The organism is Micromonospora sp. CA-249363 (assembly GCF_050950185.1).
GTDB lineage: Bacteria > Actinomycetota > Actinomycetes > Mycobacteriales > Micromonosporaceae > Micromonospora.
The window spans coordinates 2,442,313-2,462,849 of sequence record NZ_CP192020.1 but is presented as its reverse complement, the minus strand read 5'-3'; the positions used below and the strand labels follow the sequence as shown (position 1 = coordinate 2,462,849).

Here is a 20,537-nt window from a genome sequence, read left to right as displayed (position 1 = left end):
ACCAGCGCAACTTCGGCGATACTGCTGCCTCCGACGCGCGTGAAGCAGCAACATCCCCGAAGTTGTGACGATCTTGAGCGTGCGGCGGGCGCGAGGCGCGGGCGAGGCGGGGGGCGCGAGGCGCGGGCGAGGCGCGAGGCGCGAGGCGCGAGGCGCGAGGCGCGGGCGAGGCGCGAGGCGCGAGGCGCGGGCGAGGCGCGAGGCGCGAGGCGCGGGCGAGGCGCGAGGCGCGAGCGAGGCGCGGGGCGCGAGTCGCGAGGCGCGGGCGAGGCGCGGGCGAGGCGCGGGCGAGGCGCGGGCGAGGCGCGGGCGAGGCGCGGGGCGCGGGCGAGGCGCGGGCGAGGCGCGGGCGAGGCGCGGGGCGCGGGCGAGGCGCGAGGCGCGGGCGAGGCGCGAGGCGCGGGCGAGGCGCGAGGCGCGGGCGAGGCGCGAGGCGCGGGCGAGGCGCGAGGCGCGGGCGAGGCGCGAGGCGCGGGCGAGGCGCGAGGCGCGGGCGAGGCGCGAGGCGCGGGCGAGGCGCGAGGCGCGGGCGAGGCGCGAGGCGCGGGCGAGGCGCGGGCGAGGCGCGGGCGAGGCGCGAGGCGCGGGCGAGGCGCGAGGCGCGGGCGAGGCGCGAGGCGCGGGCGAGGCGCGAGGCGCGGGCGAGGCGCGAGGCGCCGGCGAGGCGCGAGGCGCCGGCGAGGCGCGAGGCGCCGGCGAGGCGCGAGGCGCCGGCGAGGCGCGAGGCGCCGGCGAGGCGCGAGGCGCCGGCGAGGCGCGAGGCGCCGGCGAGGCGCGAGGCGCCGGCGAGGCGCGAGGCGCCGGCGAGGCGCGAGGCGCCGGCGAGGCGCGAGGCGCCGGCGAGGCGCGAGGCGCGGGCGAGGCGCGAGGCGCGAGGCGCGGGCGAGGCGCGGGGCGCGAGTCGCGAGGCGCGGGCGAGGCGCGGGCGAGGCGCGGGCGAGGCGCGGGGCGCGGGCGAGGCGCGAGGCGCGGGCGAGGCGCGAGGCGCGGGCGAGGCGCGAGGCGCGGGCGAGGCGCGAGGCGCGGGCGAGGCGCGAGGCGCGGGCGAGGCGCGAGGCGCGGGCGAGGCGCGAGGCGCGGGCGAGGCGCGAGGCGCCGGCGAGGCGCGAGGCGCCGGCGAGGCGCGAGGCGCCGGCGAGGCGCGAGGCGCCGGCGAGGCGCGAGGCGCCGGCGAGGCGCGAGGCGCCGGCGAGGCGCGAGGCGCGGGCGAGGCGCGAGGCGCGGGCGAGGCGCGGGCGAGGCGCGAGGCGCGAGGCGCGGGCGTCGAGGGGGCGGATCCCTGGGCCGGCGCGGTCGCCCGTACGCCGGCTCCTAGGCTGGTCCCATGATCATCGAGGACCAGGCGCTGCACGACCGGGCCACGATCCTGGCCGCCGCCGGAGGTCACCCCTTCGTCCGGCACTCGCTCTCGCCGGGCATCCCGGCGCGTGGTTGGCGGCGCGACGGCGCCGTGCTGTGGTTGTTGCCACCCGAGCGTGGCTACGGCGCAGATGCTGTGGGCCCCGCCGGGCCGGTACTGGACCTCTGCGCCGCGCTGGTCGCCGAGGGACTGCTGCGACCGGAGCAGCGCATGCACCTGCCCCGGTTCGACCCCGCCCTGGCGATCGGGCGGCTGGCGGTGGCGCAGCACGTCGACTGGGACTTCCACTGGACCACCGTCGCGCCCCCACCGCAGCCGGAGGAGCAGCGGGTCGTACGGCTGACCGACGCCGACCGCCCAGCGCTGGAGGCTCTCGTCGACCAGGCGTTCCCGACCACCACCACGCGCCCGGGCGACCCGACGGTCGTCGACTGGTACGGCATCCGCTCCGGCGACCGGGTGGTCGCGTGCGGCGCGGACCGCAGCCGGGGGGACATCGGGTTCCTGGCCGGACTGACCGTCGCCCCCGATCAGCGCGGCCGAGGACTGGGCGGGGCGCTGACCGCCGGCATGACCCGGGCGCTGCTGGCCCGGCATGACACCGTCGCGCTCGGCGTCTACCCGGAGAACGTCGGGGCGGTGCGGCTCTACCGTCGCCTCGGCTTCACCAGCACCCTGCCCCGCACCTCGATCCGTCTCGGTCCCGAGCGCTAACCCCGCTCGACCGGCACGGCGGCCACGCCACCACCCGCCGGGGCCACGCCACCGCCCGGCAGGCCCACGCCACCGCCCGCCGGGGCCACGCCACCGCCCGCCGGGTCCACGCCACCGCCCGCCGCGCTGACGGCATCGGCTGGCGGAGTCGCGCGCCCGCCGCGCGGAGCGGGCGGATCGACCGCAGCGCCGGGGTCGGACGGGCCCTGTCCACCGGCCGGGTCCGACGCGGACCGGCGGCCGGCCCGCCAGGCCGGCAGGTAGAGCGGGGCGGCGACGGCCAGCACGACCGCGCCGACCACCATCGCCGTACCCACGCTGGTGGCGGCCGCGAGCGCGGTCAGCACCACCCCGCCGAGCGCGGCGGCCGGCTGCCCCATCATCGAGTTCAGCGAGAGCACGCTGGTGCGGTACGGGCCGTCGACCTGGCGGTGCAGCAGGCCACTGTGCAGCGGGTTCGACGCGCCGTGCACGGCGTAGCAGGCCAGGTAGGCGACGAGCACCCCGACCGGGCCGGCGAACAGGCCCATCCCGACGACGGTCACCCCTTGCAGGATGCGCATCAGGGCCGCGGCCGGCGCAGGACCGGGCCAGCGCAGCAGCAGCGGGGTCAGCGCCGCGCCGGCCGCGTTGGCGATCCAGGCGGCGGAGCTGGCCGGCCCGAGCAGCGCGGCGGCGCGTTCCGGGTCGCCGACCACCTCGGCGAGCCGTACCGGCAGCAGCGACTCGAAGGTGATCATGCCGAAGCCCCAGAACAGCTCCACGGCCACCAACGCGAGCAGTACCCGGGACCGGCGCAGCAGGCCGACCGCCTGGCCGATCATGCGGGGCGCCTGCGTCACCGACGTGCGCACCGCCGCCAGACCGGTGGCCGGGCGCTCCTCGACCAGCAGGACCAGCAACGCGCCGAGCGCCACCGCCTGGGCGAGGAGCGCGGCCAGCACCGGCACGGTGAGGGCGCTGACCGGGCCGAGCGGCCCGAGCGCGACCAGTCCGCCACTGATCAGGGCCCCGCCGCCGATGGCGACGCCGACGACGGTGCCGGCGTACCCGAGGCCCTTCTCGTACTCGGCCTGCGGGTCGGCGGCCAGCGTGGCGTCGACGTACCAGGACTCCAGGGGGCCGCTGTCGAGCGCCCGGTAGACGCCCTGCAGGGCCCAGACCAGGAAGAACAGCGCGAACGAGTCGGCCACCGTGAAGACCGCGAGGGAGGCGAGGTTGAGGACTCCGGCGGCGAGGAGGACCGGCTTGCGCCCGAGGGCGTCGGCGAAGCCACCGGTGGGCAGTTCCAGCGCGAGCACCAGCAGCCCCTGCGCGGTGCCGACCAGGCCGATCTGCGGCAGCGACAGGCCGCGCTCCTGCATGAGCAGGATCATCACCGGGATCATCAGGCCCGTGGGCAGCCAGCGCAGGCCGTACAGCGTGAGGTAGCGACGACGAACCTGGCGTACGGACAGCGCGCTCACCGGACTACCTGCGCTCGCGACTGCGGGGCTCGCAAACCCCGCTCACTTCTCGCGCTCACCAGCGCTCCTCGAATCGTGGGAACCCGGCGACGAACATGTGCACCGGCTTGACGTCCCCGTCCGGGGCGGGTTGGTCGCGGTAGCGCATCAGCACCGCCCACAGCTCGTCATTGAGCGCCCGCAGGCGGGCCGGATCGAGCGGCAGCACCAGGTCACCCATGCCGGCGGCGTCGCGCCACTCGCGGGACTGGTGGTGCTCGACGCCCATCCAGCGCTCGGCCAGGTCGGCCATCACCCGCACCTGGTCGGCCTGGATCCACTGCACGGCCGCGCGGGCGTCGGGGTCGTCGTCGAAGTCGGTGGGCTCGAAGTTGCTGATGTCGTGGGCGGCCTGCCACCAGCGCTGCCGACCGCTGCCCCGGGCCGGGTCCTCGGCCACCAACCCGACCTCGGCGAGCTGCCGGAGGTGGTAGCTGGTCGCGCCGGTGTTCGTGCCCAGCTTCTCGGCCAGCGCGGTCGCGGTCGCGGGGCCGTCGACGCGCAGCGAACCCAGCAGGCGCATGCGCAGCGGGTGGGCCAGGGTGCGGACCTGTCGGCTGTCGAGGTGGACCTGCCGGGGCTCGGGCGGCTTGTTCGCGGGACCGGGGGCGGCATCCATGAGTGCACACTATCTCTGCACACTTTCCGTGCACAAGAGTTGTGCACAGAAAGTGTGCATGATGTCAGGCCAGCAGCTCGCGCACCCCCCGCAGACGGGTCCGCAGCAGGCCGGCCGCACGAGCGGAGTCGAGACGTACGTCGCTGGGGCGCACCACACCGACGGCGGCGGCCGTGGTGGTCTTCAGCCCGGTCGCGTCCAGCCCGAACCGCTCGGCGACCAGCAGCCCCAGCTCGGCCCGGCTGACGGCGTCGGCGCCGGCCACGTTGAGCAGACCGGCGTACGACGAGTGGGCCAGCTCCAGCACGGCGTCGGCCAGGTCGGTGACGTCGACCGGACACCGGAACTCGTCGGTGAACAGGACGGCCCGGCCAGCGAGGGCGTCCCGGCAGAGTTGGATCTGCTTGCTGCCCTCCCCCAGGATCAGCGAGGTACGCACCAGCGCCGCGCCGGGATCGATCGCGCGTACGGCGGTCTCGGCCGCCGCCTTCGCGGCCCCGTACGCGTTGACCGGGCTGGGCGGCTCGCCGTCGGCGTACGGTCGGGGCCGCCCGCCGTGCAGGGCGTCGCTGGACAGGTGCACCAGGCGCGCGCCCACCTCGGCGGCGGCGAGGGCCACGTGGGCGGCGCCGTCGGCGGTGACCGTCCAGTCGTCGTACCGGTAGGGGGTGGCGACCACGGCGTCCGGCCGCACCTCGGCGACCAGCGTGCGCACGGCGGCCCGGTCGGTCACGTCCAGCCGTCGCGCCACCACCCCCGGCACACCGACCTCGGCGCGGTGGAACGTGCCGACGACCGAAAGCCCAGCCCGGATCCCCCGCCGACACACCTCCCGCCCGAGAAACCCACTGCCTCCGACGACAAGTACCCGCATCCCGGCCCACTCCGTTGATCAAGAGGTTTGCGTCATCTCGCGGGGCGATGATGACGCAAACCTCTTGATCAACCAAGTAAGGGAGGGGTGGGTGGATCAGACCGGGTCGGCCACCGGGGCGGCCGGGCCGGCGGTGCCGGTGTGGGCGGTGGCCGCGGGCTTGGGCTTGGCGTCGATGCCCGCCTCGGCGCGCTGCTGGCTCGTGATCGGCGTCGGTGCGCCGGTCAGCGGGTCGAAGCCGCCCCGGGTCTTCGGGAAGGCGATCACCTCGCGGATGGAGTCCGCGCCGGCCAGCAGCATGCAGACCCGGTCCCAGCCGAACGCGATGCCGCCGTGCGGCGGAGCGCCGTACTTGAACGCCTCCAACAGGAAGCCGAACTTGTCCTGCGCCTCCTCGGGGGTGATGCCCAGCAGGTCGAAGACCCGCTGCTGCACGTCGCCCCGGTGGATACGGATCGAGCCGCCGCCGATCTCGTTGCCGTTGCAGACGATGTCGTACGCGTACGCCAGCGCCCGGTCCGGCGCCTCCTCGAACCGGTCCATCCACTCGGCGTTCGGGGAGGTGAACGGGTGGTGCACGGCCGTCCAACCGCCCTCGTCGGTGCGCTCGAACATCGGCGCGTCGACCACCCAGCAGAATGCCCAGGCGCTCTCGTCGATCAGGCCGGAGCGCTTGGCGATCTCGATACGCGCCGCGCCGAGCAGCTCCTGCGCCTCGCGGGTGGTCGTGCTCGCCGCGAAGAAGACCGCGTCGCCCGGCTTCGCGCCGACCGCGTCGGCGAGCCCACCCAGGTGCTCGGCGGAGAGGTTCTTCGCCACCGGGCCCCGCGCCTCGCCGGTCTCGGCGTCCAGCACCACGTACGCCAGGCCCCGCGCGCCGCGCGCCTTGGCCCAGTCCTGCCAGCCGTCCAGCTCCTTGCGGGTCTGCGACGCGCCGCCCGGCATGACCACCGCGCCCACGTAACCGCCCGCGTCGATCGCCCCGGCGAAGACCCGGAACTCGGTGCCGCGCAGGTACTCGGTCAACTCGGTCAGCTCGACGCCGTAGCGCAGGTCCGGCTTGTCCGAGCCGTACCGGGCCATCGCGTCGTGCCAGGTGATCCGCGGGATCGGTCGGGTGATCTCGTGCCCGGCCAGGTCCTTCCAGAGCGCCGAGACGATCGCCTCGCCGAGGTCGATCACGTCGTCCTCGGTGACGAACGACATCTCGATGTCGAGCTGGGTGAACTCCGGCTGCCGGTCGGCACGGAAGTCCTCGTCGCGGTAGCAGCGGGCGATCTGGTAGTACCGCTCCATGCCGCCGACCATCAGCAGCTGCTTGAACAGCTGCGGTGACTGCGGCAGCGCGTACCAGCTGCCGGGCTGGAGCCGCACGGGCACCAGGAAGTCGCGGGCGCCCTCCGGGGTCGACCGGGTCAGCGTCGGCGTCTCGATCTCCAGGAAGTCCCGCTCGTGCAGCACGCCCCGGGCGAGCTGGCTGGCGCGCGAGCGCAGCCGCAGCGCGTTCGCCGGGCCGCTGCGGCGCAGGTCCAGGTAGCGGTACTTGAGCCGGATGTCGTCACCGGCCTCGACCTGGTCGTCAACGGGAAGCGGCAGCGGCGCGGCCTCGGAGAGCACCTCCAGCGAGGCGGCGGTCACCTCGACCTCGCCGGTGGGCAGGTCGGGGTTCTCGTTGCCCTCGGGTCGGCGGGTCACCTCGCCGGTGACCTTCACGCAGAACTCGTTGCGCAGCGCGTGCGCGTCCTCCTCGCGGAACACCACCTGCACGACGCCGGAGCCGTCGCGCAGGTCGACGAAGATGACACCGCCGTGGTCGCGCCGGCGGGCCACCCACCCGGCGAGCGTCACCGTCGAGCCGGCGTCCGCGGCGCGCAGGCTTCCGGCATTGTGGGTACGGATCACGGCTGGCAACTCCTCATCGTGGAACAGTCCTTCACCCGCATTGTGTCAGGGGTGGCCGCCCTCGCTGGGGGGCACCCGTCAGGCCCGGGTGATTCGCTGGTGGGTGAGCCGACGAACCCGGGGCGACGGACCCGGGCGGCGGTTACCGTGGCCTGATGCGCGCCGTACCGAACTGGGGCGTCGCCACGGCGGTGGCCGCGCCGGTGCTGCTGGTGGGCGGCTGGACGGTCGCCGGCGCCCGCCAACCCGCCGGGTACGACCCGATCCGGGACACCATCAGCGAACTCGCCGGGCACGACGCCACCGACGCCTGGATCATGATCAGCGCCCTGGTGCTGCTCGGGTGCTGTTACCTCGCCATCGCCGCGGTGCTGCACGCGGCCGGACTGCCGAGTCGTTTCCTGCTCGCCGTCGGCGGCGTGGCCACCATCGCGCTCGTCGCCTTCCCCCGGCCGACGGTCGGCGGCTCGCTCAGCCACGGCATCGTGGCGACTGTCGCCGTCCTGGCGCTGGCGCTCTGGCCGGCCGGGTCGGCGCTGCGGCTGCCGCGCGGCCCGGACCCCGCCCACCCAGGGACGCCGCAACCACCCTGGGCGTTCCGGCGCGGCGTGGCGTTGAGCGCCACGCTGGTGCTGCTGGCGCTGTTCGGCTGGTTCGCGTTCGAGGTGACCAGCGGATCCCGCACCGGCCTGGCCGAACGCGTGACGGCGGTGGGCGTCTCGCTCTGGCCGCTGCTGGCGGTGCTGTCGGCTCGCCGGGCGCACCTCGCGTGGGCCGCCGGGGTCAGGCCGCTCGGACCGGCCCTGCCGGCGACCGGTGTCGTACCCCCGGATCCTCTGCTGCCGACGGACGGGCCTGACCGGCTCGCGTGAGCGGACCCGGACGCGCGACGCGGGCCGCCGGAGTCCCGGCGGCCCGCGTGCGGTACGTCGATCAGAAGACGCTGACGCCGTAGCGGCTCAGGACCTCGGTGACCGGCTGGAAGAACGTGGTGCCTCCGCTGCTGCAGTTGCCGCTGCCACCGGAGGTGAGGCCGAGCGCGGTGCCGCCGGAGAAGAGCGAGCCACCGCTGTCGCCACCCTCGGCGCAGACGTTGGTGCGGATCAGGCCGGAGACCGAGCCCTCGGCGTAGTTCACCGTGGCGTTGGTCGCGGTGACCGAGCCGCTGCGCAGGCCGGTGGTGCTGCCGGAGCGCTGCACCGACTGGCCGACCGACGCGTTGCCGCTGCCGGTGATGTCCCGGTAGCTGCCGTTGTAGAGGTAGACGTTACCGGCGGCGTTCGCGGAGTTGCTGTGCCGCACGATGCCGTAGTCGTTGCCCGGGAAGCTGGTGCCGTAACGGGTGCCCAGCAGGCTGGTCTGGCTCGAGTTCGAGTACCAGTTGGTGCCGAGGTTGGTGCAGTGCCCGGCGGTGAGGAAGTAGTAGGTGCTGCCGCTGCGCACGTTGAAGCCGAGCGAGCAGCGGTAGCCGCCGGTGTAGATGGCCTGGCCACCGGAGATCCGGGTGCTCAGCACGCCGGACTCGGCCTCGACCCGCACCGCGCCGTTGGCGCGCGCGGCGGCCGCCTTGACCCGCTCCAGCTTCGCGCCGGTGACGGTGCTGTCGACGGAGACGACCACCTGGTTGGTGACCGGGTCGCTCCACCAGGCGGTGCCCGGGATCTTCGCCGAGCGCTCCAGCTCGGCGGTGGCCCGGTTGAGTTCCGCGGCGCCACGGGTGACGTACCGGACGCTCGCTCCGGCCTTGCTGACCGCGCTCGCGGCGGCGGCGTCGGTCACCGTGACGACGGTCTTGCCGCTGGCGTCGATGTACGAGCCGGCGGAGCGGTCGCCGAGCTGAGCGGAGAGGGCCGCGCCGGCGTCGGGCGAGGCGGCGGGGGCGGCCTGGGCGGGTGCGCCGATGAGCGAGCCGACGACCAGGGTTCCGCTCACGGCGACGGTCGCCGCAACGCGGAAGGAGGACCTCGTGGGTCGCATGTAACAAACCTCCTGGGCGGGGGAGACGGGTCTGGCCGGGGGTGGCTGACCCGAGGGCAACCCGGCCGATCTGCGAAAACCGGCCGAGTGAACTGAAGTATTCACATACTTAAGATCATTGACAAGACCTGGTTTCGCCCGAATTCGTCGACCGCCACCGAAACCCTCGCCGCAACACCATGGACACACTCGTTGACATCTGGCGTCACACCCGGAGCGCCGTCGGATCCCTTTCGGACAGCGCCGGGCAACCGAGGCGGTTGATGCCACAACGGGCGGAGGCGTGCGACGCCCCATCCCCGAGCGGCCCACGCGAGCGACCTCCCGGGTGGGCGGCAGGCGGTGTCAGGGGGTACGGCGGCGCGCGCCGGGCCCCGGACGGGGCAGCACGTCGCGCGGGTCCCGCACCGGATGCCCGTCGGCGCAGCGCAGCTCGGCGCGCACCTCCGCGCCGCAGTCACGGTGCTCCACCCGCAGCGGCGCGCCCTCGGGGTCGGCCAGGTACCTGTCGCCCCAGCCGAGCACGGCGACCAGCACCGGCCAGAGGGCGAGGCCCATCTCCGTCAGCCGGTACTCGTGGCGCAGCCGACTGCCGGGCTCCCGGTACGGCTCACGACGCAGGACGCCCCGCTCGACCAGCAGGGCCAGCCGGTTGGTGAGGACCTGCCGCGGAATTCCGGTCCGGACCCGCATGTCGTCGAAGCGTCGTACGCCGCTGAACACCTCGCGCAGCACCACCATGGTCCACCGCTCGCCGAGGATCTCCATCGCGCGCGCGATGGTGCAGTTGTCCACCGACCAGTCCAGTGCCGCGGGCCTCATCCGACCAGGCTAGGTCTCATTGACAGACTCAGCAACATGCTGCCAGGCTGCGTCCATGACACAGACTCAGGAGCCGGCGCGCAGCCGTACCTTCACCTGGTCGGACCCGGCCGCGAACGCCGCGCAGGTCGGCCGGCGCAGCGGCCTCGACATGCTCCGCGCGATGATCGCGGGGGAACTCGCCGCACCGCCGGTGATGCACCTGCTCGACATGGCCCGCATGGAGGCCGACGAGGGTCGTGTCGTCGTCGAACTGACCCCGCAGGAGTTCCACTACAACCCGCTGGGCACCGTGCACGGCGGCGTCCTCTCGACACTGCTGGACACCGCCGCCGCCTGCGCCGTACACACCACGCTGCCCGCCGGGGTCGGCTACACCTCGCTGGACCTGAACGTGAAGTTCCTCCGGCCGGTCACCGTCGCGAGCGGCACGCTGAGGTGCGAAGGCACGGTCCTGCAACGCGGTCGCCGCACCGCCCTGGCCGAAGCCCGCCTGACGGACGCAACGAACCGCCTGATAGCCCACGCCACCAGCACCTGCCTGATCCTCCCCCTCCCCTAGCCCCCACCCCACCCCACCCCACCCCGCCCCGCCCTCGCCCCCTTCGCCGCCGATCTTGCAGTTTCGGTGGTCGATATGAGGGCTGTGCCCTGATTCGTGACGACAGAAAGTGCAAGATCGACGGGGCAGGGGGCGCGGGGTGACGGGGCAGGGGGTGCGGGGGGGCGGGGCAGGGGGCGCGGGGGGACGGGGGTCAGCGCTGGGCCAGGCGGGCGGCTCGGGCGTCGCGCTTCTCCTCGAAGCGGGACGCTGCCCGGTCCAGGTCGTCGAGCTGGGTGGCGAGCTGCTCTCGCGCGGCTTCGCCGTCGGCGTCCAGGCCGGTCACGTTGAAGACGTCCCACTGGCGCAGCACCGGCTGCAACACCTCGTCGCGGTGCTGACGCAGGTCGTAGATGCCGGCGAGGGCGATCGCCACCGACTTGCGGGCGAAGCCCTCGATGCCGTTGCCGGGCATCTGGAAGTCGGCGACCACGTCGGCGACGGCCCGCATGGCCTGACTCGGGGCCAGCTCGAACGCGGCGGCGAGCAGGTTCCGGTAGAAGACCATGTGCAGGTTCTCGTCGGCGGCGACCCGGGCCAGCAGCGCCTCGCAGACCGGGTCACCGGTGGCCTTGCCGGTGTTGCGGTGCGAGATCCGGGTGGCCAGCTCCTGGAACGAGACGTACGCCAGCGAGTGCAGCACCTCGTCGTCGTGCACGTTGACGTAGCCGGCGGACATGTGGGTCATCCGGGCCCGCTCCAACGCCACCGGGTCGACGGCCCGGCTGACCGTCAGGTAGTCGCGGATCGCGACACCGTGACGACCCTCCTCGGCGGTCCAGCGGTGCACCCAGGTGCCCCAGGCGCCGTCGCGGCCGAACAGGGTGGCGATCTCGTGGTGGTACGAGGGCAGGTTGTCCTCGGTCAGCAGGTTCACGATCAGGGCGGTACGGGCGACGTCCGGGATCGTGGAGTCGGTGGGCGACCACGCCTCACCACCGAGCGGCCCGTCGAACGTACGACCCTCGCTCCACGGCACGTACTCGTGCGGGAACCACTCCTTCGCGAGCGAGAGATGGCGGTCCAGGTTGCGCGCGACGACCGGCTCCAGCTCGACGAGCAGGGCGGTCTGGCTCAGTGTGGTGCTCACGGTCACGAAGAACTCCCTACGGTGGCGTAACTTACGCTACCGTAGGTCCCCGCGACCGTTAGCGCCAGTGGAAGCCTTCAGTTCACCGCCGGTTTGAGGTCGCCGGCGGGCGGCGTCCAGGCCTGCGCGTCGGCCGTGACCTGCTCGCCGGAGCGGATGTCCTTCACCTCGTCCGCCGCGCCGTCGGCCCCCGGGAACCAGACGTACGGAATGCCCCGCCGCTCGGCGTACCGGATCTGCTTGCCGAACTTCGCCGCGCTCGGCGACACCTCGGTGGCGATCCCCCGTCGGCGCAGCTCCGCCGCGATCCGGTCACTGACCCCCCGGTGCTCCTCGTCGGCGAGCGCCACCAGGACACAGGTGGGCACCGAACGGGAGACGGTCAGCTCCCCCGCGCCGAAGAGCAGCCCGAGCAGCCGGGTCACCCCGATGGAGATGCCCACCCCCGGGTAGGACGTCGCGCCCGCGGTGGCCAGGTTGTCGTACCGGCCGCCGGAGCAGATCGACCCGAACCGCTCGTAGCCGCGCAGCTGGGTCTCGTAGACCGTGCCCGTGTAGTAGTCCAGGCCACGGGCGATGCGCAGGTCGGCCACGCAGAGGCCGGGCGAGTGGTCGGCGGCGGTCTGGACCACCCGGACCAGCTCGTCGACGCCCTCGTCCAGCAGCGGGTCGGAGACGCCCAGCGCGCGTACCGCGTCGGCGAACGAGGCGTCCGGCGCGGAGATCTCGGCCAACGCGAGACACGCCTTGGCCTGTGCATCGCTCGCCCCGGCGGTCTCGACCAGCAGCTCGACCACCTTCGCCGGGCCGACCTTGTCGAGCTTGTCGACGGTACGCAGCGCCGCCTCCGGGTCGGTCACGCCGACGCCCCGGAAGAAGCCCTCCCAGATCTTGCGGTTGTTGACCTGGATGGTCACCGGCGGGATGGGCAGGGCGCGCAACGCGTCCCCGATGACCAGCGGCATCTCCGCCTCGTGGTGCGGGGCCAGGGTGTCCCGGTCGACGATGTCGATGTCGGCCTGGACGAACTCCCGGTAGCGGCCCTCCTGCGGCCGCTCCCCGCGCCACACCTTCTGGATCTGGTAGCGGCGGAACGGGAAGGCGAGCTTGCCGGCGTTCTCCACCACGTAGCGGGCGAACGGCACGGTCAGGTCGAAGTGCAGCCCGAGCTGGTCGTCCCCGCCGGCGCTCTCGGCGTCGGCGTGCAGCCGCCGGATCACGTAGACCTCCTTGGAGGTCTCCCCCTTGCGCAGGAGCTGGTCCAGCGGCTCCACCGCGCGGGTCTCCAGCGGGGCGAACCCGTACAGCTCGAAGGTGTCGCGGATCCTGTCGAGCACGAACTGCTCGATCATCCGCTGGCCGGGGGTCCACTCCGGGAACCCGGAGATGGGCGTGGGCTTGCTCATGGCGTACTCCTTGCGGTTCCGCGCCCGCGGCGCGGTGGTGTCGTGGGTCCGCGCGCGGCGCGGACGAGGGGGCTAGAGGCCCCGGGTGGGCGCGGCCGGCGACGTGCCGGCCACCTCGACGAGGTACGGGTTGCTGGCGCGCTCGCGGCCGATGGTGGTGCTCGGGCCGTGGCCGGGCAGCACGACGGTGTCGTCGGCCAGCGGGAGGATCTTGTCGCGCAGGCTGGTGAGCATCGCCGGCATGCTCCCGCCGGGCAGGTCGGTGCGGCCGATCGAGCCGGCGAAGAGGACGTCGCCGGAGAGGCAGATCTCGTCCGCCTCCCAACCCGACCCCGCGCCGGGCAGCCGGAACAGCACCGACCCGCCGGTATGGCCCGGGGCGTGGTCGACGGCGATCTCCAGGCCGGCGAGCGTGAGGGTGGCGCCGTCGGTCAACTCGGCCACGTCCTCGGGCTCGCTGTAGCTCAGCCGGCCGCCGAAGAGCGACGTCAGGTCGGCCGAGAGGCCCTTGGCCGGGTCGGCGAGCATCTCCCGGTCGCCCGGGTGCACGTACGCGGTGATCCCCCGGGCGTCGCAGACCGGCGCCACCGAGAACGTGTGGTCCAGGTGGCCGTGGGTGAGCAGCACGGCGGCCGGATGCAGACGGTGTTCGGCGAGCAGCGCGTCGAGCTGGTCGAGCACCCCGATCCCGGGGTCCACCACCACGCACTGCTCCCCCGGCGCGGTGGCGACCACGTAGCAGTTGGTGCCGAAGGCGTCCGCGGGAAAGCCGACCACGAGCACGGTCGCTGTCCTCTCCGTCGAGCTGTCGTCCTGCCCAGCAGCCTATCGGGCGGGCCGAGCGGGTTTGCCGCGTCCGTCCCGCACGCCCCGACCGGCACAGTGACAACGTCCGATAAGCGCTGCTCGGGGCAGGGTCGACCTCGTACACCACATTCCCAGTGACTAGCCGTACACTCTGGCGGGCGTGTGGCGCGGCACACGCGACGCCCGGACGGGCCGGGAGAGCCGGCCGCCGGTGACGATCAGGCGAAGAAAGGGGAGCACCTGTGGCTTCCAGCAGGGACCGGCAGCGCAAACTGGCGCGGGCCAAGCTCGACCGGCAGATGGCACGCCGGGCGGCCGCCACACGGCGTCGTCGGCAGATCCAGGCCGGTGTCGGCGCCTTCCTGGTCCTCGCGGTGATCGTGGCCGGCTCGGCCTGGGCGCTCGGGGCGTTCGACTCCGACCCGAAGCAGAACACGGCGGCGGAGGACACCTGCCTCTGGACGCCGCAGGACGCGACGGCGAACACCAACCTCAAGGACGTCGGTACGCCGCAGACCAGGGACCTGCCCACCGACGGCACCCGGCCGATGACCGTCACCACCAACCAGGGTGCGCCGATCACCGCCGAGCTGAACCTGACCAGCTCGCCGTGCGCCGCCGCGAGCATCGCCCACCTGGCGAGCCGGTCGTTCTACGACAACACCAAGTGCCACGAGATCACCGCCGACGGCGCGCTGCGCTGCGGTGACCCCAGCGGCACCGGCCTGGGCGGGCCCACCTACTCGTTCTACGACGAGGACCTGCCGACCGCGCCGTCGCCCTCGGCCAGCCCCGCGCCCGGCCAGCCGCCGACGTACCCCAAGGGCACCGTCGCGATGATCTCCAACCCGCCGGGCACCAACGGCAGCCAGTTCCTGATCTTCTTCAAGGACTTCACCACCGCGGACCCGAAGTACCCGGTGATCGGCAAGGTCACCGGCGGCCTGGACGTGGTGGAGAAGATCGGCGCCCAGCCGACCGTGGACAATGGGACCGGGGCGAAGGTCAAGCCCAAGACCGACGTGGTGATCCAGAGCCTCACGGTCGGCGAGCCGGTCACCGGCGCGGCACCGCCGCCGTCCGGCGCCCCGGCCAGCAGCCCGAGCGCCGGCTGACCGGTCGCCCCCACCCACCCGAGCGGCACCCCGCAGCAGACAGCCAGGAGGATCCAGGCGTGACGTCCACCAGAGAGCGGCAGCGCGCGGCGGCACGCGCCCGACTCGAGAAGGAGATGGCCGAGCGCTCGGCCAAGGCCCGCAAGCGCCGCCAGACGCAGGCGATCGTCGGCGCCGCCGCCGTGCTCGTGCTCGTGGTCGCCGGCACCGTCTGGCTGGCCACGACCCTCGGCGGCGACGACGACAAGGACAAGAACGCCGCGTCGGCGCCCGGGGCGTCCGAGTGCGTCTACAACGCGATGCCCGCCGACCAGCGGTCCCCGCAGATCAAGGACGTCGGGGTGCCGAGCAATCAGCAGTCCGCCGAAGGTGTGCAGACCATGACGATCGACACCAACCTGGGCCCGATCACGGCCAAGGTCGACCGGTCGCAGGTGCCGTGCACCGCGGGGGCGTTCAGCCTCCTCGCCGAGAAGAAGTTCTTCGACAACACCAAGTGCCACCGCCTGGTGACCGAGGGCATCAAGGTCCTGCAGTGCGGTGACCCGAGTGCCACCGGCAAGGGCTGGCGGGACACCGACGGCACGGGCGGCCCGAGCTTCCGGCTGCCCGAGGAGAACCTCCCCACCGACAAGCGCCCGCCGTACCCGGAGGGTGTCATCGCGATGGCCAACTCCGGTCAGCCCGGCAGCACCGGTAGCCAGTTCTTCATCGTGTACGGCGACTCGCCGCTCGACCCGGCGTACACCGTACTGGGCACCATCACCGGCGGCATGGACATCGTCAAGGACGTGGCCAAGGCCGGCGACGACGGTGCGTTCGCCCAGCAGGCCGGTGGCGGCCACCCGAAGAAGGAGGTCGTCATCAAGACCCTCACGATGAGCGCGCCGCAGGGCTGACGCCCGCAAGGTTGACGAAGCGCCCGCCGGCTGAGTCGGCGGGCGCTCTCGTGTGTGGGGTACGACGTGTCAGGCGCCGGAGGTGACCCGGTACGCGTCAAACACGCCGTCGACCTTGCGGACGGTGGCCAGCAGGTGGCCCAGGTGCTTCGGGTCGGCCATCTCGAAGCTGAACCGGCTCACCGCCACCCGGTCGCGGGTGGTGGTGACGGTCGCGGACAGGATGTTGACCCGCTCGTCGGAGAGCACCCGGGTGACGTCGGCGAGCAGCTTGTGCCGGTCCAGGGCCTCGACCTGGATCGCCACCAGGAACGTGGAGGCGGACGTGAGCTTCCAGCTCACCTCGACCACCCGCTCGGCCTGCGCCCGCAGGTCCTCGGCGTTGGCGCAGTCGTCGCGGTGCACGCTGACCCCGCCGGAGCGGGTGACGAACCCGAACACCGAGTCCGGTGGCACCGGGGTGCAGCAGCGCGCCAGCTTGATCCAGACGTCGCTGACGCCCCGCACCACCACACCCGGGTCACTGCTGCTCTGCCGGCTGCGCGGCGGCCGGGTGGCGACGGCGGTCTCGGCGATGTCCTCCGCCGCGCCCTCCTCGCCGCCGTACGCGGCCATCAGCTTCTGCACCACCGACTGCGCGGAGACCTGGCTGTCACCGACCGCCGCGTAGAGCGAGGCCACGTCGGCGAGGTGCAGGTCCCGGGCGATCGACATGAGCGCGTCGGAGGTGAGCATCCGTTGCAGCGGCATGCCCTGCTTGCGCATCGCCTTGACGATCGCGTCCTTGCCGGCCTCGATCGCCTCCTCGCGCCGCTCCTTGTTGAAGTACTGCCGGATCTTGGTGCGGGCGCGCGGGCTCTTGACGAAGCCCAGCCAGTCCTGCGTGGGGCCGGCCGTCTCGGACTTCGACGTGAAGATCTCGATCACGTCGCCGTTGGACAGCGTCGACTCCAACGGCACGAGCTTGCCGTTGACCCGCGCGCCGATGCACTTGTGCCCGACCTCGGTGTGCACCGCGTACGCGAAGTCGACAGGCGTCGACCCGGTCGGCAGCGGGATGACGTCACCCTTCGGGGTGAAGACGTACACCTCCTGGCTGGACAGGTCGAAGCGCAGCGCGTCCAGGAACTCGCTCGGGTCGGCCGCCTCGCGTTGCCAGTCCAGCAGCTGCCGCAGCCAGGTCATCTCGTCGATGTGCGCCGGCGGGCCGACCACCGGGGTGCCCTTGTGCTCCTTGTACTTCCAGTGCGCGGCGATGCCGAACTCGGCCGTGCGGTGCATGGCGTACGTGCGGATCTGCATCTCCACCGGCTTGCCGGTGGGCCCGATGACCGTCGTGTGCAGCGACTGGTACATGTTGAACTTGGGCATGGCGATGTAGTCCTTGAACCGCCCCGGCACCGGCTGCCAGTTGGCGTGGATGACCCCCAGCGCCGCGTAGCAGTCCCGCACCGTGTCGACCAGGATCCGCACACCGACCAGGTCGTAGATGTCGTTGAAGTCGCGACCCCGCACGATCATCTTCTGGTAGATCGAGTAGAGGTGCTTCGGCCGGCCGGTCGTCTCCGCCTTGATCTTGGCGGCCTTCAGGTCGGTGCCGACCTTCTGGGTGACCTGCCGCAGCAGCGACTCACGCTGCGGCTGGTGCTCACCGATCAGCCGGTTGATCTCCTCGAACCGCTTCGGGAAGAGGGTGCCGAAGGCCAGATCCTCCAGCTCCCACTTGATCGTGTTCATACCGAGGCGGTGAGCCAGCGGCGCGAGGATCTCCAGGGTCTCCTTGGCCTTCTGCTCGCGCTTCGGCGCCGGCAGGAAGGACAGCGTACGCATGTTGTGCAGCCGGTCGGCCAGCTTGATCACCAGCACCCGCGGGTCCTTGGCCATCGCCACGACCATCTTGCGGATCGTCTCGGCCTTGGCCGCGTCGCCCAGCTTGACCTTGTCCAGCTTGGTGACGCCGTCGACCAGCAGGGCGACCTCGCCGCCGAAGTCGGCGCGCATCGCGTCGAGCGTGTACTCGGTGTCCTCGATCGTGTCGTGCAGCAGCGCGGCGACCAGCGTGGTGGTGTCCATCCCCAGGTTGCCCAGGATGGTCGCGACGGCGAGAGGATGCGTGATGTACGGGTCGCCGGACTTGCGGTACTGCCCGGAGTGCCACCGCGCGGCCGTGTCGAAGGCGCGCTGGAGCAGCCGCGCGTCGGCCTTCGGGTGGTTCTCCCGGTGGCTGGCGATGAGCGGCTCCAGCACCTCACTGACCTGCGAGGTCTGCCAGGGCGCGTTGAACCGGGCCAGGCGGGCCCGCACCCGCCGGCCGGTGGGGGCGTTGGAGAGCCCGAAGCCACCGCTCGGCGACGGGTCAACGCCGGCGTCGGTCGGGAACGGAACCACGACCCCGTCCGCGCTGGGCGAGGCCTCGACGGCGCTCGCCGTGACACCGGTCGGAGCCGTCGCGCCGTCGACAGGAGCCCTGCCGGAGCCGTTGTCGGTGCCCGTCACCCGGGCCGGCGCGTCGCCGTTCCGGTCGGTCACCGAGCCGTCAGCGTCGCCTGTGGGGTGCACCGTGCCCTCCGCCGGAGGGACGACATCGTGGGACACCGGCCTCCTCACCGCTCGCCGGAAACACGCCGGCCGTGTGTCGGCCGGCCTGGTCTCGCGTCGCCGACGGCGTACCGCCGGCGTCAGCAATGGGCAATGCTACCCGCACGGACGGTCCCCTGCCGCTCCGCCGGACGGTCGACGCCCGGGCGGCCGGGCCGTGGTCCGGGCCGCCGCCGCGCCCGGCCACCCCGGAACGCGCGCACACTCCACCGCACGGCGTGACGACGCCGGCAGGGCAGGGATCAAACGGTCAGCAGGGCATGGACGGGACGCGGCGACAGTCGCTCCCGCGCGCCCAGAAACGCGAGCTCCAAGAGTACGGTGAAGCCCGTCACCGTACCGCCGGCGCGCTCGACCAGGTCCAACGTCGCCTCGGCGGTACCCCCGGTGGCCAGCACGTCGTCGACGACGAGCACCCGGTGGCCGGCGGTGAAGGCATCCTCGTGCACCTCGAGGGTGGCCTCGCCGTACTCCAGGGCGTACGAGACCGAGTGCGCCGGGCGGGGCAACTTGCCGGCCTTACGCACCGGCACGACACCCACCCCGGCGGCGTACGCGACGGCCGCCGCGACGACGAACCCCCGCGCCTCAATGCCGACCACCACGTCGAACGCGTCCCGCCCGTGGTACGCGACGATCCCGTCGACAACCTCGCGGAACGCCTTCCCATCGGCGAAAAGCGGCATCAGGTCCTTGAACAGGACACCGGGCTTGGGAAAGTCCGGCACGTCCAGCACCCGGCTGGCCACGAGTCGGGCGGCCTCCGGGCCGCTGTCCCCGCGCGGGGCGATGCTGTGGGTCTCCGTCACGGCTGTTGCGTTCCCTTCAACGACGACGGCGTCCGGCATGCTGCTCGCACAGCATGCCGGACGCCGTTCGGGCGTTTCCTCCCGGGTCAGGCCCAGGGGCGGTCAGCGACGCTTCACGCCCAGCCCCTGGCCCGGTGGGCACCGGCGCCGATCAGCGACGCCTCGCGCCCAGCCTCTGGCCCAATGGGTGCCAGGCCGATCAGCGACGCTTCGCGCCGAGCCTCTGGCCCGGTGGGCACCAGGGCTGGTCAGCGACGCTTGGCGCCGCCGGGCCGGTTACCGCCGCCGCCGGGGCGACCGCCCCGCGCGCCGGTCGGCCGCTTGCCCGCCGGTCGCGAACCCACCTTGGGGGCCGCGCCGGCCAGCGCTGCGGACTCCGGGTCGATCACGTCGGCCGCGTCCCCACTGACCGGGGTCGGTGCGACCTTGCCGGTGGCCTCGCCCCGACCCGACGCACCGCGACGGGCCTGCACCCGCTTGTTGTGCGCCTGGATGCGCGGATCGTAGTTCTTCAGCAGCGCCAGCAGCGGCGTCGCCACCAGGATGGAGGTCAGGAACGCCACCGCCATACCGACGAACAGCACCAGGCCGAGGTCCTTCAGCGTGCCGGCGCCGAGCAGGCCGGCACCGATGAAGAGCAGACCACCGACGGGCAGCAGCGCCACGACGGAGGTGTTCAGCGACCGCATGAGGCTCTGGTTGACGGCCAGGTTGGCCGCCTCGCCGTACGTCATGTTGTTGTTGGCGGTGATGCCCCGCGTGTTCTCCTGCACCTTGTCGAAGACCACCACCACGTCGTAGAGCGCGAAGCCCAGGATCGTGAGGAAGCCGATGATCGTCGACGGGGTGACCTCGAAGCCGACCAGCGAGTAGATGCCGGCGGTCAGGATCAGGTTCATGAACAGCGACGAGACCGCGGCGACCGCCATCCGCCACTCGAAGCGCAGGATCAGGTAGACCATCACCAGCGCGATGAAGATGACCAGGCCGAGCACGGCCCGCTCGGTCACCTGGCTGCCCCACGCCTCGCTGACCTGGTTGCCGCTGATCTGGCTCGGGTCGATGTTCAGGTCTTCGGCGATCTTGGTCTTCACGGCGTTGGTCTGCTCGGCGCTGAGCTGCGCCGTCCGCAGCTCGTAGGAGTCGCCGCCGGGGCCGCCGACCTTCTGCGCGGTGGCTACCTCGATACCCGTGTTCTCCGCCGCGAGGGCCGAGTTGACCTCACGCTCAGCGTCGTCCAGGGTGCCGACACTGGCCGGCACCTGGAACGAGTTACCGCCGGCGAACTCGATGCCGAGGCTGAAACCGCGGAGCGCGAAGCTGAGGATCGCGACCAGGATCAGGACACCGGCGACGCCGAACCAGACCTTGCGGCGGCCGACGATGTTGAGACCGGCCTCGCCGTTGTAGAGGCGGCTCGCCAAACCGTTTTCAGCCAT

Annotated in this window: 17 protein-coding genes; 5 read left to right on the top strand and 12 right to left on the bottom strand. The window is 73.0% G+C overall.

Annotated elements, in window-relative coordinates; all coding sequences use genetic code 11:
• The first annotated feature begins 1,324 nt into the window (after positions 1–1,324).
• A complete protein-coding gene (locus ACQPZK_RS11325) occupies positions 1,325–2,074 on the top strand; it encodes a GNAT family N-acetyltransferase (protein ID WP_433538245.1) in 750 nt (249 codons plus the stop codon).
• On the opposite strand, the gene ACQPZK_RS11320 is transcribed toward ACQPZK_RS11325, so the two are convergent.
• The 4 genes from ACQPZK_RS11320 to aspS form a co-directional block, all read right to left on the bottom strand.
• On the bottom strand, positions 2,071–3,540 hold the full coding sequence (locus ACQPZK_RS11320) for an MFS transporter (RefSeq protein ID WP_433538244.1): 1,470 nt from the start codon (positions 3,538–3,540) through the stop codon (positions 2,071–2,073). The two genes, ACQPZK_RS11325 and ACQPZK_RS11320, sit on opposite strands and share 4 nt — an antisense overlap.
• A 55-nt stretch (positions 3,541–3,595) precedes the next feature.
• A complete protein-coding gene (locus tag ACQPZK_RS11315; protein WP_433538243.1) occupies positions 3,596–4,198 on the bottom strand; it encodes an ArsR/SmtB family transcription factor in 603 nt (200 codons plus the stop codon).
• A 64-nt stretch (positions 4,199–4,262) separates the two neighbouring features.
• Positions 4,263–5,072: an SDR family oxidoreductase gene (locus tag ACQPZK_RS11310; protein ID WP_433538242.1), complete on the bottom strand. Its 810-nt coding sequence runs from the start codon at positions 5,070–5,072 to the stop codon at positions 4,263–4,265.
• Positions 5,073–5,168: 96 nt separating this feature from the next.
• On the bottom strand, positions 5,169–6,974 hold the full coding sequence (aspS, locus tag ACQPZK_RS11305) for an aspartate--tRNA ligase (RefSeq protein ID WP_433538241.1): 1,806 nt from the start codon (positions 6,972–6,974) through the stop codon (positions 5,169–5,171).
• 155 nt (positions 6,975–7,129) lie between these two features.
• On the opposite strand from aspS, the gene ACQPZK_RS11300 reads away from it, so the two are divergent.
• On the top strand, positions 7,130–7,846 hold the full coding sequence (locus ACQPZK_RS11300; protein WP_433538240.1) for a DUF998 domain-containing protein: 717 nt from the start codon (positions 7,130–7,132) through the stop codon (positions 7,844–7,846).
• Positions 7,847–7,907: 61 nt separating this feature from the next.
• On the opposite strand, the gene ACQPZK_RS11295 is transcribed toward ACQPZK_RS11300, so the two are convergent.
• Both ACQPZK_RS11295 and ACQPZK_RS11290 read right to left on the bottom strand, forming a co-directional pair.
• Positions 7,908–8,951, bottom strand: coding sequence for a S1 family peptidase (locus tag ACQPZK_RS11295; RefSeq protein WP_433538239.1), 1,044 nt, complete (start codon positions 8,949–8,951; stop codon positions 7,908–7,910).
• A gap of 345 nt (positions 8,952–9,296) precedes the next feature.
• Complete coding sequence (locus ACQPZK_RS11290) at positions 9,297–9,773, bottom strand: winged helix-turn-helix transcriptional regulator (RefSeq protein WP_433538238.1); 477 nt, start codon at positions 9,771–9,773, stop codon at positions 9,297–9,299.
• Positions 9,774–9,828: 55 nt separating this feature from the next.
• Here ACQPZK_RS11290 and ACQPZK_RS11285 point away from each other — a divergent pair, with 55 nt between their 5' ends.
• The gene (locus ACQPZK_RS11285; protein ID WP_433538237.1) at positions 9,829–10,335 is read left to right on the top strand and encodes a PaaI family thioesterase; all 507 of its coding nucleotides are present in this window, start codon (positions 9,829–9,831) and stop codon (positions 10,333–10,335) included.
• Positions 10,336–10,528: 193 nt separating this feature from the next.
• On the opposite strand, the gene ACQPZK_RS11280 is transcribed toward ACQPZK_RS11285, so the two are convergent.
• The 3 genes from ACQPZK_RS11280 to ACQPZK_RS11270 form a co-directional block, all read right to left on the bottom strand.
• Positions 10,529–11,470, bottom strand: a complete 942-nt coding sequence (locus ACQPZK_RS11280; RefSeq protein WP_433538236.1) for an acyl-ACP desaturase — start codon at positions 11,468–11,470, stop codon at positions 10,529–10,531.
• 71 nt (positions 11,471–11,541) lie between these two features.
• Positions 11,542–12,870, bottom strand: a complete 1,329-nt coding sequence (hisS, locus tag ACQPZK_RS11275; protein ID WP_433538235.1) for a histidine--tRNA ligase — start codon at positions 12,868–12,870, stop codon at positions 11,542–11,544.
• A gap of 72 nt (positions 12,871–12,942) precedes the next feature.
• A complete protein-coding gene (locus ACQPZK_RS11270) occupies positions 12,943–13,653 on the bottom strand; it encodes an MBL fold metallo-hydrolase (RefSeq protein ID WP_433538234.1) in 711 nt (236 codons plus the stop codon).
• A gap of 266 nt (positions 13,654–13,919) precedes the next feature.
• On the opposite strand from ACQPZK_RS11270, the gene ACQPZK_RS11265 reads away from it, so the two are divergent.
• On the top strand, positions 13,920–14,792 hold the full coding sequence (locus ACQPZK_RS11265; protein WP_433538233.1) for a peptidylprolyl isomerase: 873 nt from the start codon (positions 13,920–13,922) through the stop codon (positions 14,790–14,792).
• Between the two features lie 59 nt (positions 14,793–14,851).
• The gene (locus ACQPZK_RS11260; RefSeq protein ID WP_433538232.1) at positions 14,852–15,691 is read left to right on the top strand and encodes a peptidylprolyl isomerase; all 840 of its coding nucleotides are present in this window, start codon (positions 14,852–14,854) and stop codon (positions 15,689–15,691) included.
• A gap of 69 nt (positions 15,692–15,760) precedes the next feature.
• On the opposite strand, the gene ACQPZK_RS11255 is transcribed toward ACQPZK_RS11260, so the two are convergent.
• The 3 genes from ACQPZK_RS11255 to secF form a co-directional block, all read right to left on the bottom strand.
• Positions 15,761–18,286, bottom strand: coding sequence for a RelA/SpoT family protein (locus tag ACQPZK_RS11255; protein WP_433538231.1), 2,526 nt, complete (start codon positions 18,284–18,286; stop codon positions 15,761–15,763).
• A gap of 245 nt (positions 18,287–18,531) precedes the next feature.
• Positions 18,532–19,098, bottom strand: a complete 567-nt coding sequence (locus ACQPZK_RS11250) for an adenine phosphoribosyltransferase (RefSeq protein WP_433538230.1) — start codon at positions 19,096–19,098, stop codon at positions 18,532–18,534.
• Positions 19,099–19,346: 248 nt separating this feature from the next.
• Positions 19,347–20,537 carry a protein translocase subunit SecF gene (gene secF, locus ACQPZK_RS11245; RefSeq protein ID WP_433538229.1) on the bottom strand — a complete coding sequence of 397 codons (1,191 nt, stop codon included), beginning with the start codon at positions 20,535–20,537 and terminating at the stop codon, positions 19,347–19,349.